The sequence below is a fragment of the Chryseobacterium gallinarum genome (genome assembly GCF_001021975.1).
In the GTDB taxonomy this organism is placed as follows: domain Bacteria; phylum Bacteroidota; class Bacteroidia; order Flavobacteriales; family Weeksellaceae; genus Chryseobacterium; species Chryseobacterium gallinarum.
The window spans coordinates 1,413,233-1,434,454 of sequence record NZ_CP009928.1; the positions used below are offsets into that span (position 1 = coordinate 1,413,233).

The following is a 21,222-nucleotide window of genomic DNA, read 5'->3' on the forward strand; positions in this document are numbered from 1 at the left end:
GCTCACTTCGTGAGCCCGCCGATCCTTTTAACACATTTATTTATTCTTACGTTCAGACTTTATTTTTTACCAAGATAAAATAGTGCATATTATCTTCAAACTCATAGGTAACATCCCAGCCGGGATATTGTCTGATAATCGTCTTAATGATAGATAATCCCAGACCGGTGGAACTATGATCAGTTCCCTGCTTGTAAAAACGATTGAAGATTTTGGATTTGTCCAGGGGAGTTTCAGCTCCACTGTTTTGAAACGTGATTCTGTTATTTTCTATAATGATGTTTAAAGTTCCTTCTTCGTGATTATATTTAATGGCATTTTTCAGAAGATTGGAAAGCATAATATCGGCAAGATCCTGATTAAAATCGGCTTCGAAATGTCCCTGTTCAATAATACTGACATTTACTTTTTTAAAATCTATAAAATCCTCATAATTATGAACAAGCTTACTGATAAGGGCATTGAAATCGACGCCGGAGGTTTTATTGAACTGGCTGTTCTCTATTTTAGAAAGCATTAATAAAGATTTATTCAACCCTACCATTCTTCTCAGATCGTTCTTCACTTCAATCAGAAAGTTGAGATTTTTTTTGTCAAGATCATCATTCTGAATAAGGAGGTCTATCTTATTGATAACAATAGCCAATGGAGTCTGAAGTTCATGGGATGCATTTTCAATAAACTGTTTCTGTTGATAAAAAACCAATTCATTCCGGTCGATCATTTCATCAATTTCTATATTCAGTTCTTCAAATTCTTTGATGGGATACTCCTGCTTTTCCTGAGAGAAAGGAATTCCAAACTGGTATTTCTTCAGCTTTTCCAGAATTGAATAGAACGGGCGCATCGCCTTATTAAGCAAATAAGCATTTACTCCCACAATACTTATGACAAGAAGAATATAAAGTACAATCAGGGCTGTGGTCAGATCGTATATCAACTCATCTTCCTCCACGGTAGAAGTTCTTATAACAAGTCGCTGATGGTTCTTGTACTGGTCAATAAAATCAGCTTCAAGTACCCGGTAAGGCTGGTCCTTATCATCATACTCCATATAGTACATTTTATTATAGAGCCTGCTTCTGTTTTTGTATTCTGCTGCCGTTATAGGATTAATTTTAAATTCATTAAATCCGAATTCGTTATTCTTCAGCAACTGCGGATTCAAATAAACCGCTTTGATAATCTGTATCTTCCTATCTCTTAAGCCATCGTCTACATTATCATGTACTTCATCCAGGATATAGGCATAAAATAACCCTGCCCACACTGCAATAACCAGCAGGAGGATCATAATCAGGTATTTTATGGTAAAATATTTTAACGAAACTTTCATCAGACAAATTTATAACCTATTCCGTATACAGCCTGAAAGTCCGCTTCTGCATGAAGTGCTTTTAATTTTTTCCGCAGGTTCTTAATCTGGGAATAAATAAAATCCAGGCTATCCGCCTGATCGATGTAGTCCCCCCAGATCGCTTCTGCTAATGTTGTTTTCTGTAATGTTTTTTCAGGGTGAATAACAAAATAATACAGGAGATCATATTCTTTACGGTTAAGCACCAATTCTTCATCTCCTACCTTTACTTTCCGGATTTCCGGATCTATCACTATGTTCTTATATTGAATCGTATGCTCTCCATCCTGGTGATTTCTTCTGATAACAGACTTAATCCTTGCCATGAGTTCTGCAAGGTGAAAAGGCTTTGCGAGATAATCATCTGCACCAATCTCCAAACCGGTTACTTTATCATCTACCGAATCCTTGGCAGAAAGAATAATCACCGGGTCTTTCTTGTGCATTTTTTTAATTTCTTTCAGCAGATCTATTCCACTTCCATCGGGCAGCATTATATCCAGAAGAATACAATCATATTCATAAGAAATAATCTTTTCCAAACCTGAATTGTAATTGTCTGCCTGTTCCACGATAAAATGCTCTGCTTCCAGAAATTTCCGTACAGTATCTCTTAATTCAGGTTCATCTTCTATTAGTAGGATCTTCATACTTGCTGCTTATTATCTGCTACATGGGCTAGCGTATATCAAATATATAAAATAATGGATTTGTAAGAAAACCGGAGATTCAGGAAAATAGAATCAATAAGAGAGTAATGTGATAGACAATACACAAAAGGTCAATTATCAGTAAATAATCTCCGGTTTTGTTCTCCTGATATTCTTTCATAAGGCTATTAACTGCTTTTTACATAACGGCCGTTGGCGTCAAAAATAAGACACAGCCCATTCAGAAGACGAATTTTATAGGCACTATATTTTTGTTCAATAGAATGAACTACACTGCATGGATAATGCTTTGTCATGAAAAAGACTATGTTTTTTCTAATCGTATGTGAAGAGGCCTTTCCGTTAGCTCTGATTAAATTCCAGTTAACCATAATACTCAATTTATTGTTAAACATTAATCCTCAGAATTAGTCATCAATTCTTTTAAAGTTCCCGTTTCTGTCAAATTCGAGTTCCAATCCGTTAGAAAGATCCGCTTTATAAGACCATCTTTTCTTTTCAATTTTGGTAATATAGGTATTGGGGAAATTACGGGTGCTATAATTTTTAATAGATACGGGAATAAAGCCATAAGGCAGCTTCTGATGCTTCCCATCTGCTTCTTTCCAGTTTCCGTTACTATCAAATTCTATTTTCATTCCGTTACTCAGATACACCTTATATTCATCCACACCATAAATTTCTCTGTCTTCAATAGCGGATGTGACAGGTATTCCTTTAAAATGAGCAGACAGAAAGTTCTTGGCAGTTTTGGGCAACTGATTAGGATGTATTGCCCTGTCCTGTGCAGAAATCAATCCTCCTATTACCATAAAAAATAAAATAAATACCCCTGTGATTTTCTTTACATTTTTCATAATATTAAATTTTTATGTTATGATTATAAGGCAAAGTTCTGAATCAATTTGGGAAAGAATTGGGAATAACTTCATTTGCTAAAACGGATGTTTATATTTTTGAGATGAATGAATACATGATAGTGTATGTCGATAGGTTTTGGCTAAATCCGATGGATGGGTTATATTTTTTGTTTAAGCGGGCTAAAGCCCGCTATTGATGAAACCTAAAATTATTGTGTTTTTCAAGGACATGAGCATTGTCATATTGGATTAGACTAAAGACAAAGAAAATTTAATATCATTTGAGTGGGCTAAAGCCCACCTAAATAATGTTGTATCATAACCCTAGCTGAGATTTAGAAATAATATCTCGATAATAAAAAACCAGTAAGAATTGCGGCTTACTGGTTTTCTATTGTATGGTATTGAATATTATAAGTATTCTTTAATCTGCTGAAGATGGGTGATGGCTTTTAAGCCTTCTTCTTTTCTCCCTTCTTTATAAACATCGAAAAAAATAGCTTCCATTCCGAAGTCTCTTGCTCCCATGGCATCAGCAATCCAGTCATCCCCAATCAGGATGCTTTCTTCCTTTTTTGCTTCAGAAAGACTCAAAGAATATTCAAAAATTCTTGGGTTAGGTTTTCTTACTCCAATAGAATCTGCACTGGTAATGGTTTCAAAATAAGGGGCAATTCCGGATAAGGTACACTTTCTTTCTGTTACTTCCTGGAAACCATTGGAAATAATATGTAACGTATAATTCTTTGCCTTTAAATATTCAAGGACATCTTCTGCACCTTCTACCAGTTCGTTATAGCCGACAATATTATCAAGGAAATTTTCTTCAAAATAATGAGCCAGCTCTTTATCTTCTACACCGAAATGTCTGAATGCATCATAAAAACGGTGTTCTCTCAAATACTCTTTACCTATAATTCCATCTCTGATTTTTTCCCACAAATCTTCATTAATCTCATGGTAAACAGCATGAAATTCTTCAAAGTCAATACTATACTTCGAAGTAATTTCCTGTTTTTCAAATAAATCCTTGATGGTCAGATAGGCATTTTTGCGATGATCCCAGAGCGTATTGTCCAGATCAAAAAATATGTGCTGCATCTTCATACAGCACAAAGTTAATCATTTTAATTTTTCGAAACAGGATAATTCTTGCTCCTGGATTTTACAATTTCCAGGCTTTTAGAAAAATTAAGTAAAAAATCAATGGTTTGTTTCTTAGGTTTCAAAGTTTTCACTTTTAAGGAGTCATTTTTTTTCATAAGCGAAGTATGTTTTCCTTAAAACGTGAAATTTTACTAAATATTATCTATCTGGTTAATATTATATTGTTTTCATCCATGATTTTTCTCAGGTTTATCAGTGCATATCTTACTCTCCCCAATGTTGTATTAATACTCATATCCGTATGATCTGCAATTTCTTTAAAACTCAGTCCGTCAAAAAACCTTAATTTGATTACTTCCTGCTGATTCAATGGAAGGAATTGCAGCATTTTTAATAAGTCTTCCTGAATCTGGTTAGACACAAGCTGGTCTTCAATATTTTCAGAAGGCTCCCTGATTAAATCAAAAATAGAATACTCATCCGTTTCAAAAGTGGTTTCTGAAACTTTGATATTTTTAGATTTGGCTCTGAAATGGTCGATAATTAAATTGTGAGCGATTCTCTTAGCCCACAGAATAAATTTGCCTTCTTCGTTATAGCGTCCTTCTTTCAGCATTACAATAATCTTCATGAATGTATCCTGAAAAATATCGTTGGCTAAATCTTCATCATTAATTTTGTAAAAAATGAATGTAAACAATTCTCTCTGATGGCGATGAATAAGGGTTGATAAAGCCTCTTCCCTTCCTTTCTGGTAAAGCGAAATTAGTAAACTATCCGATTTTGATTCCATAACTCTTCTCAATATAAATTTGCAGACAGGTATTCCTCCAGATTGTCATCTGGTCTTTGCTGTAAATACAAAACAGTTTTAGAGTAAAGTCTCTTCAATAGGCAGTACAATTATATTATGGTGTAAATATAATAATTTTTTAATAACTGTTAAGCAAATATTAATTTTTCATAGAAAAAAAATAAAAAAAATCACTTAAACATGTCATGAATAAAGACTGTAGGGATATTTAATGTAAAATTAATATTCAGCCCTTTCATTTCCTTACCATTCAATAGGGTATCCCCGATAGGAAAAGCATAGCCACCCGTAAGATCTAATAAACCAAATAAGGTAACTCCTATTTTCGGTGCAATATATTTATTAGTACCTTCTGCCCCCGCTAAAAAGTAAAAAGAATGATAAAAATCCACATCCTTCTGAAAATTCAGCAAGACATCGGCCTGTATTTTTGGCATAATGGCAAATTTTGAATCTACGCCTCCCATCATAGCAGAACCTCCCAGCCTGTAAATCACATCATCATTTTTAAGGAAAAGCAATTTACCGCCCACTTCGCCAAAACTCTGATTCTGATAAGTATACCCCACACTGATCATTTTATGCATAGTATATTGTGCTTTTACCAGTGTACCCATAATAAGCACGGACAGGATAGCGATTGCAATTCTAAAATTCATCATCTTTCAATTATTAAGCTGTAAAATTAAAAAAAACTGCCTTATCCAAAGATAAAGCAGTCTATTTATTCTGTAAAGAAAAAATTAAATACCAAAAGCAGCTTTAATTTCTTCTACTTTGTCTAGTTTTTCCCAGGTAAAGAATTCAAGATTCTTCAGGGTAAGTTCATTTTTCTGACCTTTATTGAAGGTCTTATCAGCAATATAATGCTCTTTACCCATGTGGCCGTAAGAAGCCGTTTCCTGGTAAATAGGATTTCTCAGCTTCAGGTTCTGTTCGATAGCATAAGGTCTCAGATCGAATATTGTAGAAACCTTTTTAGCGATATCTCCATCATGAAGATCCACTTTTGCTGTTCCATAAGTATTGATGTATAAACCACATGGTTCAGCAACCCCGATGGCATAAGAAACCTGTACCAACACTTCATCTGCAATTCCTGCAGCAACTAAATTTTTAGCAATATGTCTTGTCGCATAAGCCGCACTTCTGTCTACTTTGGAAGGATCTTTTCCTGAGAATGCACCACCACCGTGAGCCCCTTTACCTCCATACGTATCCACGATAATCTTTCTGCCTGTAAGGCCGGTATCTCCGTGAGGACCTCCGATGACGAATTTACCCGTCGGATTGATATGATATTTAATCTGATCGTTAAATAATGCCTTAATTTCTTCTGTTTGTTGTGCAACTACTCTGGGAACAAGGATATTTTTGATATCCTCACGGATTTTATTCAGCATTTCTTCTTCTGTCCCGAAATCATCATGCTGCGTAGAAACTACAATAGAATCGATTCTGATAGGCTTATGATCATCAGAATACTCAATGGTTACCTGGCTTTTCGCATCAGGACGCAAATAGGTAATTTCCTTATTTTCTCTCCTGATAGCAGAAAGTTCCTTAAGGATCGTATGGGCAAGATCTAAAGCAAGAGGCATATAATTCGCCGTCTCGTTAGTTGCATATCCGAACATCATTCCCTGATCACCTGCACCCTGCGCATTTGCTTTTGCTTCAAAGGACTCATCATTTACCGCCCTGTCAACACCCTGGTTGATATCAGGAGACTGCTCATGAATAGCAGAAATTACCCCACAAGAATCTCCATTGAACATATATTCTCCTTTAGTATATCCGATCCCGTTGATTACTTCCCTGGCAATCGTCTGTACGTCAAGATAGGCATCAGACTTCACCTCTCCGGCCAATACAACCTGTCCCGTTGTTACAAGCGTTTCACATGCTACTTTTGAGCTTTTATCATAGGCCAAAAAATGGTCGATTAATGCATCTGAGATTTGATCGGCAATTTTATCCGGATGTCCTTCTGAAACTGATTCAGACGTAAATAAATAAGACATATTATTCTTTGTTTTTTAGATTAAAAATATTGACGAAGAAAAATAAGAATAAAATTGCCCAGAAAAAAGAATACTGTTTTAGCATTTTTTTATAGAGGTTGCAATCAGGTCAAATTTTTCCTCGTTGTAAACGTCAGCAAATTTAAGCACTATTTTCGTAATACTCAAAAAATTTGTTTACTAATTATAAATTTCTTTAAATTAATGATTTATATCACTTTAAAGCCTTTTAATTACTGTGGCTTTATGCTTACAAATTCTTTCGGACTTTCGTGATAATTCAGCTTAAGTTCCAATGAAGTTTTGATGGAATGTGATAATTCATCAATAATTTTTTGTTTAAAAGTAGGCTTATAATAAATAATACTGATCTCTCTGTACGGGAAAGGTTTTTTGAACCTGAACACATTTTTCTTCTGTTCTTCTGAAAGCTGGCTTAAAGCCAGTTCCGGCAGTATACTGATTCCTCCTACTTTATCTACCATATGCACCAGGGTCTGGATATTGGAAGCTAAAAAGTCCAGGTTTTTAGGTTTCAGTGTATTTTCTTTCAGATGGCAGATGTTTTCAAACTGGTTTCTAAGGCAGTTACCCTCTTCCAGTAACCATACTTTTTCTACGTTCAGTTCTTCCGGGATAATGTAAGAGTTCTTTTTGTTGGCTTCCGTATTGGAGCTGTAGATCATCAGTTCTTCATTGAACAGGAAGTCCTGATAAAACTCGTCAGCAGTATCATAAGGTGTTGAGATAATTCCCGCGTCCAGTTCTCCGGCTTTTAACGCCTTAATAATATTATCCGTTGTCATTTCTTTTACATTCATCTGGATCTTCGGGTTGTCTTCAAGGAATTTAAAGATTTCCGTAGGCAGGATAAAAGAAGAAACAGTAGGAATGATTCCCAGATTGATTGTACCTCCTAAAATATTATTCAAAAGGTTTGCTTTATTTTTCAGCTCATTGACAGATTCTATGATTACTTTCGCCTGATCAATAATCTGAAGTCCTACATCCGTGGTACGGATCGGGTGTGTAGTCCGGTCAAAAACCTTCACATCCAATTCATCCTCAAATTTCTGTATCATGGCACTTAAGGTAGGCTGGGTAATGAAGCAGGCCTGGGCTGCTTTTCCAAAATGTTTATACTTATCAACGGCGATAAGATACTCCAGTTGCTGAATGTTCATTTGATTAATATTATCTATTACAAAGATATGATGTTTTTGCTATTAGCAATTAAAAATTCAAGTAAATTTGATATTCACTACCTTTACACATCGATTTAGAAAGTAAAAAAACAATTATTCAAATCATCAATATATGGATTCTAAAAAATTAACGTTAAGTAACGGCACGCCTTATTTTGAACATCAGGATTCACAGACAGTAGGACCAAGAGGGCCGGTATTGCTGCAAGACTTTGTTCTTCAGGAAAACCTTGCCCATTTCGTTAGGGAAAGAATTCCTGAAAGAATTGTTCATGCCAAAGGAAGCGGCGCTTACGGCACCTTTACTGTAACACATGACATCAGCCAATATACAAAAGCAAAACTGTTTTCAAAAGTAGGAAATTCATGCAGGATGTTTGCCCGCTTCTCTACCGTTGGAGGCGAAAAGGGAAGTGCAGATACGGCAAGAGATCCTAGAGGGTTTGCTTTGAAATTTTATACAGAAGACGGAAACTGGGATCTTGTGGGAAATAATACACCCGTGTTTTTTATTAAAGACGCCAAAAAATTTCCGGATTTTATTCATACACAAAAAAGAGTACCTAAAACCAATTTAAAAAGCGCCACAATGATGTGGGACTTCTGGAGCTTAAATCCCGAATCACTACATCAGGTCCTTATTTTAATGTCAGACCGGGGAACTCCTTATGGATATAGACATATGCATGGGTTTGGGTCCCATACTTTCTCTATGATTAATGAGAAAAATGAAAGGGTATGGGTAAAATTCCATTTTAAAACGAAGCAGGGAATAAAAAACTTCTCCGATGAAGAAGCCGTAAAAATGGCAGGAGAAAATCCGGATTTCGCACAGGAGGACCTTTGCAATGCCATTGAAAATGGTGATTTCCCAAAATGGACCATGTATATCCAGGTAATGACTGAAGAGCAGGCCAAAGATTTCAGATGGAATCCTTTTGACGTGACTAAAGTATGGTTTCATGATGATTTCCCTTTGATCGAAGTAGGAGAAATGGAACTTAATGAAGTTCCTGTTAACTATTTTGCACACGTTGAACAATCTACCTTTTCGCCAAGCAGCCTGATCAATGGAATCAGTTTTTCTCCGGATAAAATGTTGCAGGGAAGATTATTTTCTTATCCTGATGCGCACCGTTACAGAGTGGGAGTCAATTCGCATCAGCTTGAGGTGAACCGATGTCCTTTTGCCGTCAACAATTACCAGAGGGACGGATATATGGCAGATTCCAGCCAATACCAGGACAAGCCTAATTATTTCCCTAACAGCTTTGATGATATCCAGCCTGATCCATCCTACAAGAGTTATGAATATGAACTGGATAGCGCCCATGTTGCCCATTACAACAGGAATGAAAATGACAGCGATCATTATACTCAGCCTGGTCTCCTTTACTCAAAAGCCATGAATGAAGAAGACAGGGATCATCTTGTCAAAAATATTGTAGGAAGTATGAAAGGAATCACCGGGCCAAAAAAGGATGAGATCATCAACCGCCAGCTATGCCACTTTTTTAGGGCAAATATTGAACTTGGCATGAAAGTGGCTTCTCAACTAAATGTTAATATTGATGCAAATATGATGAATCATTCCAAATAATCATATTGAATAATAAATTTAAAAAAAGGAAAAAAAAATAATATTTTTTCCTTTTTTTTGCAAAAAATTCATAATTTGCGAGGGATGATATTTTAAAGTGGAAAAATGAGTTACGAAAATATATTATTAAAAAAGGAAGATAATTTATCTATCATTACAATAAATAGACCTGAGAGTTTAAATGCTTTGAATGCAAAAACTATTCAGGAAATCAGTTCAGTACTGGATGAGCTTGATTCTGATCTGTCTTGTAGGGTTATTATTCTTACAGGAAGTGGAGAAAAGTCTTTTGTAGCAGGTGCTGATATCAAAGAATTCAGTGATTTTGGACAGGAGAGAGCTGAAGAATTAGCCAGAAATGGACAAAACATCCTGTTCAATAAAATTGAAAATATGTCAAAGCCTGTCATTGCAGCCGTAAACGGTTTTGCATTGGGAGGCGGTTTGGAGCTTGCTATGGCATGCCACATCAGATATGCATCGGAAAACGCCCGATTGGGGCTTCCTGAAGTAACCTTGGGATTGATTCCCGGATACGGAGGAACCCAGAGGCTTCCAAAACTTGTCGGAAAAGGTATTGCCAACGAAATGATCTTCTCGGCTAAAATGATCCCTGCCCAAAAAGCAAAAGAGATCGGACTGGTGAATGAAGTATACCCTATTGAAGAATTATTAACCAAAACGAAAGAATTAGCGAGTACTATTGCCCACAATTCACCCATGGCAATATCTAAGGCGATAAGCGCCGTGAATCTATCGGACACAGAAAAAGGCTTTGAAACTGAAATCAGATATTTCGGAGAGCTTTTTGAAATGGACGATAAGAAAGAAGGAGTGACTGCTTTCCTTGAGAAAAGAAAGCCGAACTTCTAACTTTCAAGACTTTTAATCCAAATTATTTCGAAAAACTAATGCTGCGGTATGAATAAGTTTGATAAAGCTTATCTAAAAATGGCCCAGGAATGGGCAAAACTCTCCTACTGTAAGAGAAAACAGGTAGGAGCTCTTATCGTAAAAGATAGGATGATTATTTCAGATGGTTACAACGGAACTCCTTCGGGATTTGAAAACTGCTGTGAAGATGAAGAGGGAAAAACGCACTGGTATGTATTGCACGCCGAAGCCAATGCCATATTGAAACTGGCTGCTTCTACCCAATCTGCAAAGGGAGCAACGTTGTATTTAACGCTGTCGCCCTGCAAAGAATGTAGCAAGCTGATTCTGCAGGCAGGAATTGCAAGACTGGTGTATATCAATGAGTATTCGGACGACGATGGTATATCGTTCCTGAGAAACCATAACATTGAAATAGAACAAATATCGGACTGTGAACTAAAAAAATAAGCACAAATGACTTGGGATGAAAAGATCAAAGATTTTGAAATATTTCTTCGTTTCGAAAGAAATTTTTCAGAAAATACTCTCGACGCTTATGTTCGGGACATTAAAAAGTTAAAAGATTACGCAGAAGAAGATCTGGCAAACGTCGGCCCAGATACTATCGGCTACGAAAACCTGCAGGAATACATTTTCAATCTGTCTAAACAGAAATTCAGCGAGAGATCTCAGGCACGATGGATATCTTCCATAAAAGCCTTCTTTAAGTTTCTGCTTGAAGATGAATTTCGGGAAGACAACCCTGCAGCGTTACTTGAAGGCCCTAAATTGGGGCTATACCTACCGGACACCTTAAGCCTTCCGGACATCAACAGAATTATTGCTGCTATTGAAGTCAATACCGATTTAGGAAAAAGAAACCATTGTATCATTGAGGTACTGTATGGATGCGGGCTTCGCGTTTCCGAATTGATTGACCTGAAAATATCAAATATCAATTTTAAGGAACAATACATTAAAGTGCACGGAAAGGGAAATAAAACCCGTTTCGTTCCTTTGGCTGATTATACAGCAGAATTATTGGACAGTTATATCAAGGAAGTACGTTCTAAAGGAAAAATCAATAAGAAATATGAAGACACCCTGTTTTTAAACAGCCGTGGAACATCTATGTCCCGGGTAATTGTATTTCTTATTATCAAAGAACTTACAGATAAAGCCGGGGTAAACAAAAAAATTTCTCCACACACCTTCAGGCATTCTTTTGCAACGCATTTGCTGCAAAACGGTGCAGATCTGCGCTACATCCAGGAGATGCTGGGACATTCCAGCATTACCACTACGGAAATCTATACGCATTTGAAAACAGAAGAATTAAGGGATGTTATTTTAAGTTATCACCCGAGAAATATTAATATTACTCAATGAAATTATTGAAATATTGCCCAAGCTGCGGCAAAGAATCTTTACATTGGGACGGCGAAAAAAAATGGAGCTGTCCCAATTGTGGTTTTACACTTTATAATAATGTTGCAGGCGCTGTAGCGGTTGTGATCAGATGTGGAGACGAAGTTTATCTTACCAGGAGAAACAGAGATCCTAAAAAAGGAAAACTTGATCTGGCCGGAGGATTCGTTGATCCTAAAGAAAGTGCAGAAGAAACCTGTAAAAGAGAACTTTTTGAAGAGCTTCAGCTGGACATTGATATTTCAAACCTGAAATACCTTACAAGCCTCCCAAACGTGTATCAGTATAAAGAAATTGATTATAATACAATTGATCTTTTTTATGAGTATAATGTTTCGGAAAAGTTTGAGGTAAATCTTGAAACTTCGGAAATTTCAGAGGCAGTATGGATTCCTTTACAGGAACTTAACCTGGAAGATATTGCTTTCGATTCCCAGAAGAAATTTTTTGAAGGTTATAAAAAGAAATAGATTCTCCTATCTGGTATATGCTCTCGCAGATTCTGCAGTCCGGCAGTTGATTATGATTTATAACCTGCTTGATTTGCAAAATCTGCGAGATTTTTTTTTTATTAAAAACAGCTTTAAAATTCTCAGTATTAATAAGTCTTTGACTTCAGCATTCCTTCAAAATACTGAACCAGCAATGATCTTTCCGCTTCAGAAAGATTAGCTTCTTTATGATAAACAATATAGCCCGGCATCGGCATTGTCTTACCCTGGATCGTCTGAACAGATTTAGTAAGCATATTGGCCTTTAAATCTTTGTTATAAGTTTCCCACACAGAGAAATTAAGATGTTCCCTTCCTTCATTGACGTGACTTTTCACAGACCAGGATATTGGAGCAATAAAGGCATACTTGGGATATACCGTTTCATTGGAATGACAGTCGTAACAAGCATTTTTCAGCAATGTTTTAATCTTCTCCGGGGATTTCTTAGCATCAACAAAATTAACAGTATGATCTACCGGTTTATTAATCCTGTCTATAGGAACAAATTGAATCAAGGCAAAACCTACCAATACCCAAAAAATCACTTTTTTTACCGTCTTCATGAGCTTATTTTACCGGTGTTAAAATTGCATTATCAGATTTCAGCTCCTTTTTTACTTCCTGCTTCACCTCATCTTTCTGACCGGTGGCAGGGATTGCCGGTGGCGGTGTTGCAGGTAAAGTCCCTTTAGGGTTATCCAATGTCCTGGTATCATTCAGATCCCATTCTTCATTGGTTTCCCACAATCCCCTCACTATTACTTTTTTATAGAAAATATAAGCATCTTCAGCAAACGTTTCATTGACAAAGTCTGCCTCATCCCAATATTTATTCCCATTATTATCAACCAGTATTCTGACAATATATTCTTCCGGTTTCAGGATATCAAATTTCACACTGTCTCCTTCCGTATATTTCTGATAAATCACTTTTCCTGAAGAATCAAGCAGCTGTATCCAGTATTTGGCAACAGGAGCATTTTGAAGCTTGAACGCAAGGCTGCCAAATTCGTCAATTTTGGCTACATCGAAATCAAAACGATGAGGAGCCGAGGTTTTTTCATAAAAAGAAGAAACCGTTTTACTCGGAACTAAAAGCTGATAATTTTTCCCTGAAACAAAATCAGACTGTACCAGTATCTGATAAGGATTGGTCTCTGAAATTTTCGCTGTAAACGGTATAGTTGTCAAACTATCTCCTTTTACCGTTAATCTCCAGCTTGCAGGGTCTATTTTATCAATGAAATAATTGGAAGTAATTTTAAAATCGGATTTCGGGGCCAGTGAACCTCCTCCATTATCACTGCTGATGGTCATCGTGTTTTTCTTATTGTATTTATAGAAAAGAGAAACACTATACACCGTATCTTTTTTCGGACCAATATTGTGGCTGAAAACCAGTTTTTCCGCAGACTCCTGCCCTACATTATTTTTCACTGCATCAAACCAGATTCTTACTGAATCGGATTTTGGGGTATGGGTTACTTTGATATCTTTGAGCTTGTCATTTAATGATTCTACCTTTACTTCAGAAGGATTCCCTTCGAATGTCATCAGGACTCCCCCGGCTATTTCCTTCATTTCTGCATACTTCAAAGGCTTTTTGGACGGATAAACTTTCAAGTTCAGTCCCGAAATAGATTTCTCCACATCTATCGGCTCTTTTTTAAATCCTATTTTTTCCTTTCCCGGATCATAGATGGAATTTCCGTTTTCATCTTCAAAGGCGATGATTTTATATTTTCCCGGTGTAAGGTAGTTCATTTCATAATACCCGTCATCATCCACCTTAGTGATATAATAAGGCTTTTGTTTATAGTTTATGGTATCTTTTGCCTGATACAGGCCCACCACCAGTTTGTTGTCTGTGGTTCCGGTTTTGCTTTTAATATCTAAGACATCTTTCACTTCACCGCTGATGTACAGATCATCTAATTTCTCTCCTGTAGAAAATGCAAAATTGAAATACCGCAACGGGTTAGACTCATTGTTATCCACTATTGAGTTTCCGAAGTTGAAATTGTATGTTGTGTTTGCCTGTAAGGTATCCGTCCACTGAATCAATACGAATTTGTTGGCAATCCCTGACGGAAGAATCCTTTTGATATTTTTGATCGGCGGGGATATGATCAGGTTTTTATTGATATCCTTCAAGGTAACATATTCATCAAAATCCAGCCGGAGTTCGCGGATATCTCTTTTTACATTGACCCTGGTGGTGTCAATATTAGAACTTAAAAATCTTGGAGCTAATGTATCTTTCGGACCTCCTACAGGAGAGCCTACTCTCGCACAGGAATGCACAAGAAAACAGATAACCAGTAATAAAAGAAACCTTTTCATGAAAATGTTTGAACAAAAGTAAACATTATTCTCCAAAAACTTCGTGTCCTGAATTCAAAGTATCTTTATTGTCATTCATCACGGAATGAAGTTTTTCTTTTTGTAAAGGGAAATCTTCAAACAATCCGGACAAAGCAAGGGCTGTATATACTTTGTTGGAATATTTGTTTCCAATGGCAACAATCGTCACTTTTGATTTTAGAAGGTGTGCAAATACTGAATTGGTCCCGTGCCACCATCCGTTATGATAGGTCAGCTTTTCACCGTTATCAAATATTTTCATTCTAAACCCTAATCCATAATTGTTCATACCGGCTTTTTCATTACTATAAGGGGTAAATACCATCTGCATCAGTTCCGGCTTTAAGAAATCCTTTGAAAACATAGCCTTTGAAAAATTGTATAAATCCCTGGGGGTTGTATACACATTTTTATCCCCGTAAATAAGATCCAATCTGTCCAGCGGATATAACCTGTTCCCACCATAATAAAATGACTGTGAAGCTGTCGGAATATCCTTTTCCTGAAAGATGTAACTGTTGTTCATTTTCAGCGGAGTAAAGATCATTTCCTTCATAGCTTGTGGAAAAGGGATCTTTGTTATTTTTTCAATCAACAACGCCAGCAGGGCAAAATTGGTATTACAGTACATAAATCCTGTGTCTGTATCTCTTGCCAGGTCAGGCTTATATTGAATGATCATATTCAGGATATCCTGATTGGTAATAAAAGGCTTGGCAAGTTCTGCAGGTGCAGGCTGTATTTTGGTAATAAAATATTCGTATTTCGGAAGTCCACTCCTTTGATCCAATAAAGTCTGAACCGTCACATTAGGATAAGGAAATCCGGGAAAATATTGCGTAAGCGGATCAGAGAGTTTAACTTTTCCGGCTTCTACCAGCTTCATCATCGCCATTGCTGTTAATGTTTTCGATACAGAAGCTACATGTAACGGTGTATTTTTATCAATCGGCATTTGGTTTCCTTCTCTTCCAAAGCCTCTATAGTTTTCAAACAAAATATCGTCTCCTTTAGCAACCAGTATTCCTCCGCTCAGATCTCCTCCTTCCCAGATTTTCGTATAATACTGGTCAATATACCTTACCATTGATTGTTTATCTGAAAGATATCCGTCAGCTTTCGTAAACACGTTTCCCAGATCTACATTTCCATAATTGGGAAGAGTGGTAGTATTTTCAGCTGAAACTTCTTTAGCTTCAGATTTTTTTTTGCAGGAAAAAAGGGATAAAAAAACAGTTACAATGAGTACAAAATTACGCGTCGTCATGAGATTCAAAAATGAGCGGCAATTTAATAAAACTCAAAAATAAATAGTAAATATGAGAGGGATATTATGAATTATTTAACACAAAAAGGCGAAAAGGCGAAATTGCAAAAGGGAAAGACACAAGAAACGCCTGGAAGAAAATGGACTAAACAAAAAAGCCAGAAAGATATCATTAATTTTTCTGGCTCTATTTCGTCAATTATTTTATACAGCTTAGTATTTATCTAGCAGTAAGAGGCTACAATTTTATCTACAATAAACTGAGCCAGTTTTTCTTTACTCTGATGTGTCCAGCCGGCAATATGGGGTGTTACAATTGTTTTTTCAGAATGCAGCAAATAATTCAGGTCTTCATTTTCTGTTTCAAGATTTTCAAAGGAAGATTTTTCATATTCAAGTACATCCAGACAGGCTCCTCTTACCTTTCCTGATTTCAACGCGTTAACTAAACTTTTAGTTTCAACATTTTTCCCTCTTGCTGTATTAATGAAATAAAAGTCTCTTTTCATCCCATTAATAAAAGCTTCATCAATAAGGTAGTGGGTTTCCGGAGTTAAAGGAATATGTAAACTCAGAATGTCTGCAGACCTTTTCAATTCTTCTACACTGACCTGGGTAGCAAATTCATCAGAAAGCCCTGGAAGAATATCGTGGAAAATCACTTTACACCCGAAACCAGAAAATCGTTTTGCAGTAGCTTTTCCCATATTTCCATACCCAATCAGTCCTACGGTTTTTCCCAGTAATTCATCTCCCCTGTTTTCCTCCCGTTTCCAGATACCGTTCTTTACTTCCTGGGAAGCAATAAAAAGCCTGTTCATGATCACCAGCAGCATTCCCAATACATGTTCTGCCACAGAATCTCTATTTCCTTCAGGAGAATTAATCAGTTGAATGCCCAGCTTTTCAGCTACAGGAATATCAATATTCTCCATTCCGGCCCCTACTCTGGCAATAAATTTCAGGTTTCTTCCCTTTTCGAGAAAGTTTTTATCTAAAGGGATTCTGCTTCTGATGATAACGCCATCATAATTTTGAATCTTATGACAAACCTCATCGTAAGAAGACGTGAAATCTTCCTCCAAAATAAAGTTTTTTGCTAAAAGCTGTTCGGTAATAAGGGGATGGTTTTTATCTAAAAGAAGGATTTTCATTTCTGTTTAAATTTTGAAATTGAATAATTGTGATTATTGCAACACGATTCTCCCACAGATTTATAAATAAAATGCTTTTAAGCTCGCGGAGGTATTAACACTCAGCAAAGTTAAAAGCATTTATTCTTATACAATAATTTTTACTTTTTGTCTTTCTTAGACTCCTGTGGTTCCTGAAAAAGCTTCTTAAGCTCTACAGATTCCAGCGGCTTCATCCTTCCGGAAAGAATTAATGAGAGTTCTTTTCTACGGAATGCTGCTGCATAGCGTTCTTTTTCTTCTTCAGTTTCGGGAATCATTTCAGGAATAGGAATCGGACGGTTGAATTCATCTACCGCAACGAACGTATAGATTCCGGAATTCGTATGAATTTTCTTCTGATTGATCGGATCGTCTGACCAAACATCCACATATACTTCCATAGAGGTGGAAAATGCTCTGGAAACTTTAGATTCCAAAACGACAACTCCTCCTTCCGGAATCGGATGATTAAAAGAAACGTGATTTACAGACGCGGTTACCACCCTTCTTTCACAGTGCCTTGCCGCAGAAATAGACGCACAACGATCCATTTTTGCTAATAGTTCACCGCCAAAAAGGTTTCTTAAAGAATTCGTTTCGTTCGGAAGAACGATATTGGTCATGATAGTCAGTGATTCTGACGCTTTTTTTACTTTTGCCATTTATTCTTAGTGTTGTTTGGGACAGCCGGACCTGTTTTCTTTTGTTGTACAGCCGGCTTTACTAATGAATCTTTTTTCAGAGAATCTGAAACAGGGGTTTCATGCACCATTACTTTGATGGTATCCTTTTCAATTCTGTGAGTAGAAGTTTGCACAGCATTAAAGGATTTCTTTCCAAAAAGGGTTTCTTTCTGAGTAAAAACAAAGTACAGAATTCCTAAAACAGGAATTATTAAAAGGAATATCCACAGAATCGATTTATTGAGCTTATAATCTTTTTCACGGTTTTCCGAAGTATTTACTTTTTCCCCGTTATTGATATCCGAAAACCGGATCTCTTCCAGCCCGTAAAAATCAGGACGGCCCGATTCTACCCTTTTTCCTTTAAAATGGGAATGCCCTTCCTCCATGAAAATGGTTCCAAGATTCTGAATTTCCAGAACCTGTTCTGCCTGCAGTTTTTTCTTCCAGAAATCAGTCTGAATTTTCAGATCACTTCGGGAAGCTTCTAAAGACATTTGCTTTTGACCTGCAATGAAGGCCGTCAGTTCTTCTGATTTCACTTCATAATCAATTGTAAAATCGATCTCACTTGCGGGAGGCAGAATACTTCCGTTTTCAGAGTTAATAATTGCCTTGGAATTTTTCAGGGAAAACACACCAAAACCTGGAACTGTGGCAGTTCCAAATTGTTTCAAGTATTCTAAAATGTATGCTGAAATATTCATTTGGTGGCAAATTTATAACTTTTTCATGACTTTTAAGATATTTAACCTTTATAAAAAAAGACTGCCGGAACAGTCTTTTGATGATTCCGAATAAAAACAGGAATCCATTTGTTTAAACTTCTTTTAAGCTTAGCGACAAGTGCAGGTTTGTAAACCAGCTTTTTGTATCTTCTGCATTTTACCGTTGCCAATTATTGGATCTTCCAGCTGATTCCAAACATAAAGTTAGTTCCTGCTTGTGAAAAATAGTAAGGAGCTCCGTCATAAACCGCTCCATTATTGACATACTTTTTATTGAACAGGTTATTCACCAGCAACTTCAGTGCAATATCATTATTGGCTATTTTAAATTGGTACTGGGCATTAAAATCGGTGAGAAAATAATCTTTAAGCTGAAGGTTTTTATCTTCGGTATTGTCCAGATACTGCTTACCTACGTATTGATTCATCAGGGCAAACTGGAAGCTCTCCGAAGGACTGAATCTTACTCCCAGGTTGGCAATCACATCCGGAGAAAATGAAATCTGGGTATTTCCAAGATTTTTAATCTCCTTCTTGTTATTAATATTAAAATCCAGATTCCTGTTCTGACTTACACTCAGGTTTCCGGACAACTCCCATTGTTTTGAAAGTTTTGCCAATGCCCCAATTTCAACTCCTCTTCTGTAGCTTTTACCGGAATTTGTCCGGATGAACGCTCCCACGTTATTAAGCTCACCATTTAAAACCAGCTGATTAACGTAATACATATAGTATACATTCGCTGTTACGGACAATATTCCGAACTGCTTTTCAATACCCGCTTCAAAGTCATGGAGTTTTTCCGCTTTTACATTATTATCACTCATGAGGTCATCCCTGTTTGGCTCCCTCTGTGCATGGGCATAAGAAAGGAAAATTTTCCCACTTCCTATTTTATAGTTAATTCCTGCTTTCGGGTTGAAAAACAGCCAGTTTTTATCAAGGTTCCCTCCTTCCCCATCGCCTTCGGTAAGGATCTTTGTATCATAGTCTATATTTCTGATCTGAAGATCCCCAAACAATTCAAAACGGTCGCCTACTCTCCATAAAGCTTTTGCAAAAGCAGCCAATTCATTTTTTACAGAGCGGTTTCTGTAATATTCATGCTCATCAATTTGTGGAAAAAACACGCCGGTAACATTTCCGAAATGCCTTCCATAGTATTGATTGGCAACCACACCAAAATTAAGGTCAACGGATTCAAGTTTACCATAAAGAGTGGAAACAATTCCGTAAAAATCGTTATTCAGCCATTTTTTCCTGATAAAATCAGATGATTTGGTCATCTGCCCATTGACATTTATATCGGGTAAATTATACCTGGCAAAGGGATCATCCTGTTTATAATTTTCGTAATATCCTTTCCCTTTGGTGTAATGCAGAGTAGTTTCCAGGCTCCATTTATCGTTGAAACCTTGTTCCCAAAGCAACTGATAATGGTTTTGCCTGTAATTATCCGTTTCATTATTGTAAAATCCTATAATATTCTTCCAGTCTGCATCATAAATTGCTCCTGAATAATTAAACTTCGGATCTGTCTCCCATGTTTTCCGGTCAATTCCATTCCAGGCCTGATAAGTCTTTTCCTTACCTCCAAAAGCCATAAACCGGATTTTCGTTCTCTTTTCTTCAAATAAGGCAGTGAAATTATAAGAGTTCAGTCTTGAGGAGGCCCTGTCAATATATCCGTCCGATTGAATATGGGTATACCGTCCCATTACTGAAAGCCTGTTTTTCCAGAACTTACCGCTTCCCATCTCAGCAGAGTATTTGTAGGTATTGAAAGACCCATAGCTGTCATCAGTTTTGAAATACATTTTCTCTTCGGGCTCTTTAGAAATCACATTGATACTTGCTCCAAAAGCAGAAACTCCGTTGTTGGAAGTCCCTACCCCTCGCTGAATCACAATTTGTGATGCCGAGCTGGTAAGGTCCGGAACATTGACAAAAAATGTTCCCTGGCTCTCAGAATCATTGTAGGGAACACCATTCATCATTACATTGATGCCCCTTCCGGCTACTCCACGAATTCTGAATCCTGTATATCCCACCCCATTTCCAGCGTCTGAAGTAGAAATAACTGATGTCTGATTTTTTAATAAAACAGGAAGATCCTGCCCAAGATTTCTACTGTCTAAATCTTTCTGAACATTGATGACTTCTTTAGCCACCGGAAGCCTTTTGGTAAAATTGACCGTTTCAATTTCCCTGATGCTTAACGAATCTTTATTTTGAGCCTGGATAAAAGCTACAGAACCTACACTAAGTCCTAAAAAAAATAAACCTTTCATTCTATAAATTTTAAAATTTAATGAATAAAAGGGGTGATTATGAATATAATTGATACATGATGAATGATAATTGATGCACTGATCTTTTATCGCGATCTATCAGTTATTTTTAAATATGTCCCTAAACAGCATTACCCGTTCCAGGTTCATTGGGTATAATCTCAGCCTGTTAAAGCACCCCTTTATTTCAGCCGCAAAATTACAAAAAATATGTGAGATATCGGGGCTGAATTCGGTCGCCAATAAGACAAAAACCTGATATTAAAATATGAGTTATT

Annotated in this window: 20 protein-coding genes; 5 read left to right on the forward strand and 15 right to left on the reverse strand. The window is 36.7% G+C overall.

The window, feature by feature from the left end; genetic code table 11:
• Nucleotides 1-52: 52 nt before the first annotated feature.
• The 8 genes from porY to OK18_RS06365 all read right to left on the reverse strand — a co-directional run bounded on the left by porY (nucleotide 53) and on the right by OK18_RS06365 (nucleotide 8,017).
• Nucleotides 53-1,336 (reverse strand): sensor histidine kinase, encoded by a 1,284-nt coding sequence (gene porY / locus OK18_RS06330; RefSeq protein WP_053327475.1) that lies wholly within the window; start codon nucleotides 1,334-1,336, stop codon nucleotides 53-55.
• Nucleotides 1,336-2,007, reverse strand: coding sequence for a response regulator transcription factor (locus OK18_RS06335; protein ID WP_053327476.1), 672 nt, complete (start codon nucleotides 2,005-2,007; stop codon nucleotides 1,336-1,338). The genes porY and OK18_RS06335 overlap by 1 nt, the downstream gene beginning before the upstream one ends.
• 428 nt (nucleotides 2,008-2,435) lie before the next feature.
• The gene (locus tag OK18_RS06340) at nucleotides 2,436-2,885 is read right to left on the reverse strand and encodes a PepSY-like domain-containing protein (RefSeq protein WP_050019762.1); all 450 of its coding nucleotides are present in this window, start codon (nucleotides 2,883-2,885) and stop codon (nucleotides 2,436-2,438) included.
• Nucleotides 2,886-3,299: 414 nt separating this feature from the next.
• On the reverse strand, nucleotides 3,300-3,995 hold the full coding sequence (locus OK18_RS06345; protein ID WP_050019763.1) for a YjjG family noncanonical pyrimidine nucleotidase: 696 nt from the start codon (nucleotides 3,993-3,995) through the stop codon (nucleotides 3,300-3,302).
• 202 nt (nucleotides 3,996-4,197) lie between these two features.
• Nucleotides 4,198-4,788, reverse strand: a complete 591-nt coding sequence (locus tag OK18_RS06350; protein ID WP_053327477.1) for an RNA polymerase sigma factor — start codon at nucleotides 4,786-4,788, stop codon at nucleotides 4,198-4,200.
• Between the two features lie 191 nt (nucleotides 4,789-4,979).
• Complete coding sequence (locus tag OK18_RS06355; RefSeq protein ID WP_082129152.1) at nucleotides 4,980-5,471, reverse strand: hypothetical protein; 492 nt, start codon at nucleotides 5,469-5,471, stop codon at nucleotides 4,980-4,982.
• A gap of 81 nt (nucleotides 5,472-5,552) precedes the next feature.
• On the reverse strand, nucleotides 5,553-6,833 hold the full coding sequence (metK, locus tag OK18_RS06360; protein ID WP_053327478.1) for a methionine adenosyltransferase: 1,281 nt from the start codon (nucleotides 6,831-6,833) through the stop codon (nucleotides 5,553-5,555).
• A 233-nt stretch (nucleotides 6,834-7,066) separates the two neighbouring features.
• Entirely contained in the window at nucleotides 7,067-8,017 is a 951-nt protein-coding gene (locus OK18_RS06365) for a LysR substrate-binding domain-containing protein (protein WP_050019765.1), read from the reverse strand.
• 133 nt (nucleotides 8,018-8,150) lie between these two features.
• On the opposite strand from OK18_RS06365, the gene OK18_RS06370 reads away from it, so the two are divergent.
• From OK18_RS06370 to OK18_RS06390, 5 genes are all read left to right on the forward strand, one after another.
• On the forward strand, nucleotides 8,151-9,638 hold the full coding sequence (locus OK18_RS06370) for a catalase (RefSeq protein ID WP_053327479.1): 1,488 nt from the start codon (nucleotides 8,151-8,153) through the stop codon (nucleotides 9,636-9,638).
• A gap of 105 nt (nucleotides 9,639-9,743) precedes the next feature.
• Nucleotides 9,744-10,511, forward strand: coding sequence for an enoyl-CoA hydratase-related protein (locus tag OK18_RS06375; RefSeq protein ID WP_053327480.1), 768 nt, complete (start codon nucleotides 9,744-9,746; stop codon nucleotides 10,509-10,511).
• Between the two features lie 48 nt (nucleotides 10,512-10,559).
• Nucleotides 10,560-10,982: a deoxycytidylate deaminase gene (locus tag OK18_RS06380; RefSeq protein ID WP_053327481.1), complete on the forward strand. Its 423-nt coding sequence runs from the start codon at nucleotides 10,560-10,562 to the stop codon at nucleotides 10,980-10,982.
• 6 nt (nucleotides 10,983-10,988) lie between these two features.
• Complete coding sequence (gene xerD, locus OK18_RS06385; RefSeq protein ID WP_050019767.1) at nucleotides 10,989-11,903, forward strand: site-specific tyrosine recombinase XerD; 915 nt, start codon at nucleotides 10,989-10,991, stop codon at nucleotides 11,901-11,903.
• The gene (locus tag OK18_RS06390; protein WP_053327482.1) at nucleotides 11,900-12,412 is read left to right on the forward strand and encodes an NUDIX hydrolase; all 513 of its coding nucleotides are present in this window, start codon (nucleotides 11,900-11,902) and stop codon (nucleotides 12,410-12,412) included. Before xerD ends, OK18_RS06390 begins: the two co-directional genes overlap by 4 nt.
• 128 nt (nucleotides 12,413-12,540) lie before the next feature.
• On the opposite strand, the gene OK18_RS06395 is transcribed toward OK18_RS06390, so the two are convergent.
• The 7 genes from OK18_RS06395 to OK18_RS06425 all read right to left on the reverse strand — a co-directional run bounded on the left by OK18_RS06395 (nucleotide 12,541) and on the right by OK18_RS06425 (nucleotide 20,944).
• Nucleotides 12,541-12,999, reverse strand: a complete 459-nt coding sequence (locus tag OK18_RS06395; protein ID WP_053327483.1) for a heme-binding domain-containing protein — start codon at nucleotides 12,997-12,999, stop codon at nucleotides 12,541-12,543.
• A gap of 4 nt (nucleotides 13,000-13,003) precedes the next feature.
• Nucleotides 13,004-14,779, reverse strand: coding sequence for an Ig-like domain-containing protein (locus tag OK18_RS06400; protein WP_053327484.1), 1,776 nt, complete (start codon nucleotides 14,777-14,779; stop codon nucleotides 13,004-13,006).
• Between the two features lie 25 nt (nucleotides 14,780-14,804).
• Nucleotides 14,805-16,067 (reverse strand): serine hydrolase domain-containing protein, encoded by a 1,263-nt coding sequence (locus OK18_RS06405; RefSeq protein ID WP_053327485.1) that lies wholly within the window; start codon nucleotides 16,065-16,067, stop codon nucleotides 14,805-14,807.
• 224 nt (nucleotides 16,068-16,291) lie between these two features.
• Nucleotides 16,292-17,221 carry a 2-hydroxyacid dehydrogenase gene (locus OK18_RS06410; protein WP_053327486.1) on the reverse strand — a complete coding sequence of 310 codons (930 nt, stop codon included), beginning with the start codon at nucleotides 17,219-17,221 and terminating at the stop codon, nucleotides 16,292-16,294.
• 140 nt (nucleotides 17,222-17,361) lie between these two features.
• The gene (locus tag OK18_RS06415) at nucleotides 17,362-17,904 is read right to left on the reverse strand and encodes an acyl-CoA thioesterase (protein WP_050019772.1); all 543 of its coding nucleotides are present in this window, start codon (nucleotides 17,902-17,904) and stop codon (nucleotides 17,362-17,364) included.
• The gene (locus OK18_RS06420; RefSeq protein WP_050019773.1) at nucleotides 17,892-18,632 is read right to left on the reverse strand and encodes a hypothetical protein; all 741 of its coding nucleotides are present in this window, start codon (nucleotides 18,630-18,632) and stop codon (nucleotides 17,892-17,894) included. The genes OK18_RS06415 and OK18_RS06420 overlap by 13 nt, the downstream gene beginning before the upstream one ends.
• 191 nt (nucleotides 18,633-18,823) lie before the next feature.
• Nucleotides 18,824-20,944, reverse strand: a complete 2,121-nt coding sequence (locus OK18_RS06425) for a TonB-dependent receptor (RefSeq protein ID WP_053327487.1) — start codon at nucleotides 20,942-20,944, stop codon at nucleotides 18,824-18,826.
• Nucleotides 20,945-21,222 lie beyond the last annotated feature (278 nt).

Bases quoted from the DNA above. Each gene is read 5' to 3' on its own strand.
- OK18_RS06415 (WP_050019772.1), bottom strand. From the start codon at position 17,904: ATGGCAAAAGTAAAAAAAGCGTCAGAATCACTGACTATCATGACCAAT.
- xerD (WP_050019767.1), top strand. From the start codon at position 10,989: ATGACTTGGGATGAAAAGATCAAAGATTTTGAAATATTTCTTCGTTTC.
- OK18_RS06350 (WP_053327477.1), bottom strand. From the start codon at position 4,788: ATGGAATCAAAATCGGATAGTTTACTAATTTCGCTTTACCAGAAAGGA.
- OK18_RS06335 (WP_053327476.1), bottom strand. From the start codon at position 2,007: ATGAAGATCCTACTAATAGAAGATGAACCTGAATTAAGAGATACTGTA.
- OK18_RS06425 (WP_053327487.1), bottom strand. From the start codon at position 20,944: ATGAAAGGTTTATTTTTTTTAGGACTTAGTGTAGGTTCTGTAGCTTTT.
- OK18_RS06375 (WP_053327480.1), top strand. From the start codon at position 9,744: ATGAGTTACGAAAATATATTATTAAAAAAGGAAGATAATTTATCTATC.
- OK18_RS06355 (WP_082129152.1), bottom strand. From the start codon at position 5,471: ATGATGAATTTTAGAATTGCAATCGCTATCCTGTCCGTGCTTATTATG.
- OK18_RS06410 (WP_053327486.1), bottom strand. From the start codon at position 17,221: ATGAAAATCCTTCTTTTAGATAAAAACCATCCCCTTATTACCGAACAG.
- OK18_RS06400 (WP_053327484.1), bottom strand. From the start codon at position 14,779: ATGAAAAGGTTTCTTTTATTACTGGTTATCTGTTTTCTTGTGCATTCC.
- OK18_RS06345 (WP_050019763.1), bottom strand. From the start codon at position 3,995: ATGAAGATGCAGCACATATTTTTTGATCTGGACAATACGCTCTGGGAT.
- OK18_RS06395 (WP_053327483.1), bottom strand. From the start codon at position 12,999: ATGAAGACGGTAAAAAAAGTGATTTTTTGGGTATTGGTAGGTTTTGCC.
- OK18_RS06370 (WP_053327479.1), top strand. From the start codon at position 8,151: ATGGATTCTAAAAAATTAACGTTAAGTAACGGCACGCCTTATTTTGAA.
- OK18_RS06390 (WP_053327482.1), top strand. From the start codon at position 11,900: ATGAAATTATTGAAATATTGCCCAAGCTGCGGCAAAGAATCTTTACAT.
- metK (WP_053327478.1), bottom strand. From the start codon at position 6,833: ATGTCTTATTTATTTACGTCTGAATCAGTTTCAGAAGGACATCCGGAT.
- OK18_RS06340 (WP_050019762.1), bottom strand. From the start codon at position 2,885: ATGAAAAATGTAAAGAAAATCACAGGGGTATTTATTTTATTTTTTATG.
- porY (WP_053327475.1), bottom strand. From the start codon at position 1,336: ATGAAAGTTTCGTTAAAATATTTTACCATAAAATACCTGATTATGATC.
- OK18_RS06405 (WP_053327485.1), bottom strand. From the start codon at position 16,067: ATGACGACGCGTAATTTTGTACTCATTGTAACTGTTTTTTTATCCCTT.
- OK18_RS06380 (WP_053327481.1), top strand. From the start codon at position 10,560: ATGAATAAGTTTGATAAAGCTTATCTAAAAATGGCCCAGGAATGGGCA.
- OK18_RS06420 (WP_050019773.1), bottom strand. From the start codon at position 18,632: ATGAATATTTCAGCATACATTTTAGAATACTTGAAACAATTTGGAACT.
- OK18_RS06365 (WP_050019765.1), bottom strand. From the start codon at position 8,017: ATGAACATTCAGCAACTGGAGTATCTTATCGCCGTTGATAAGTATAAA.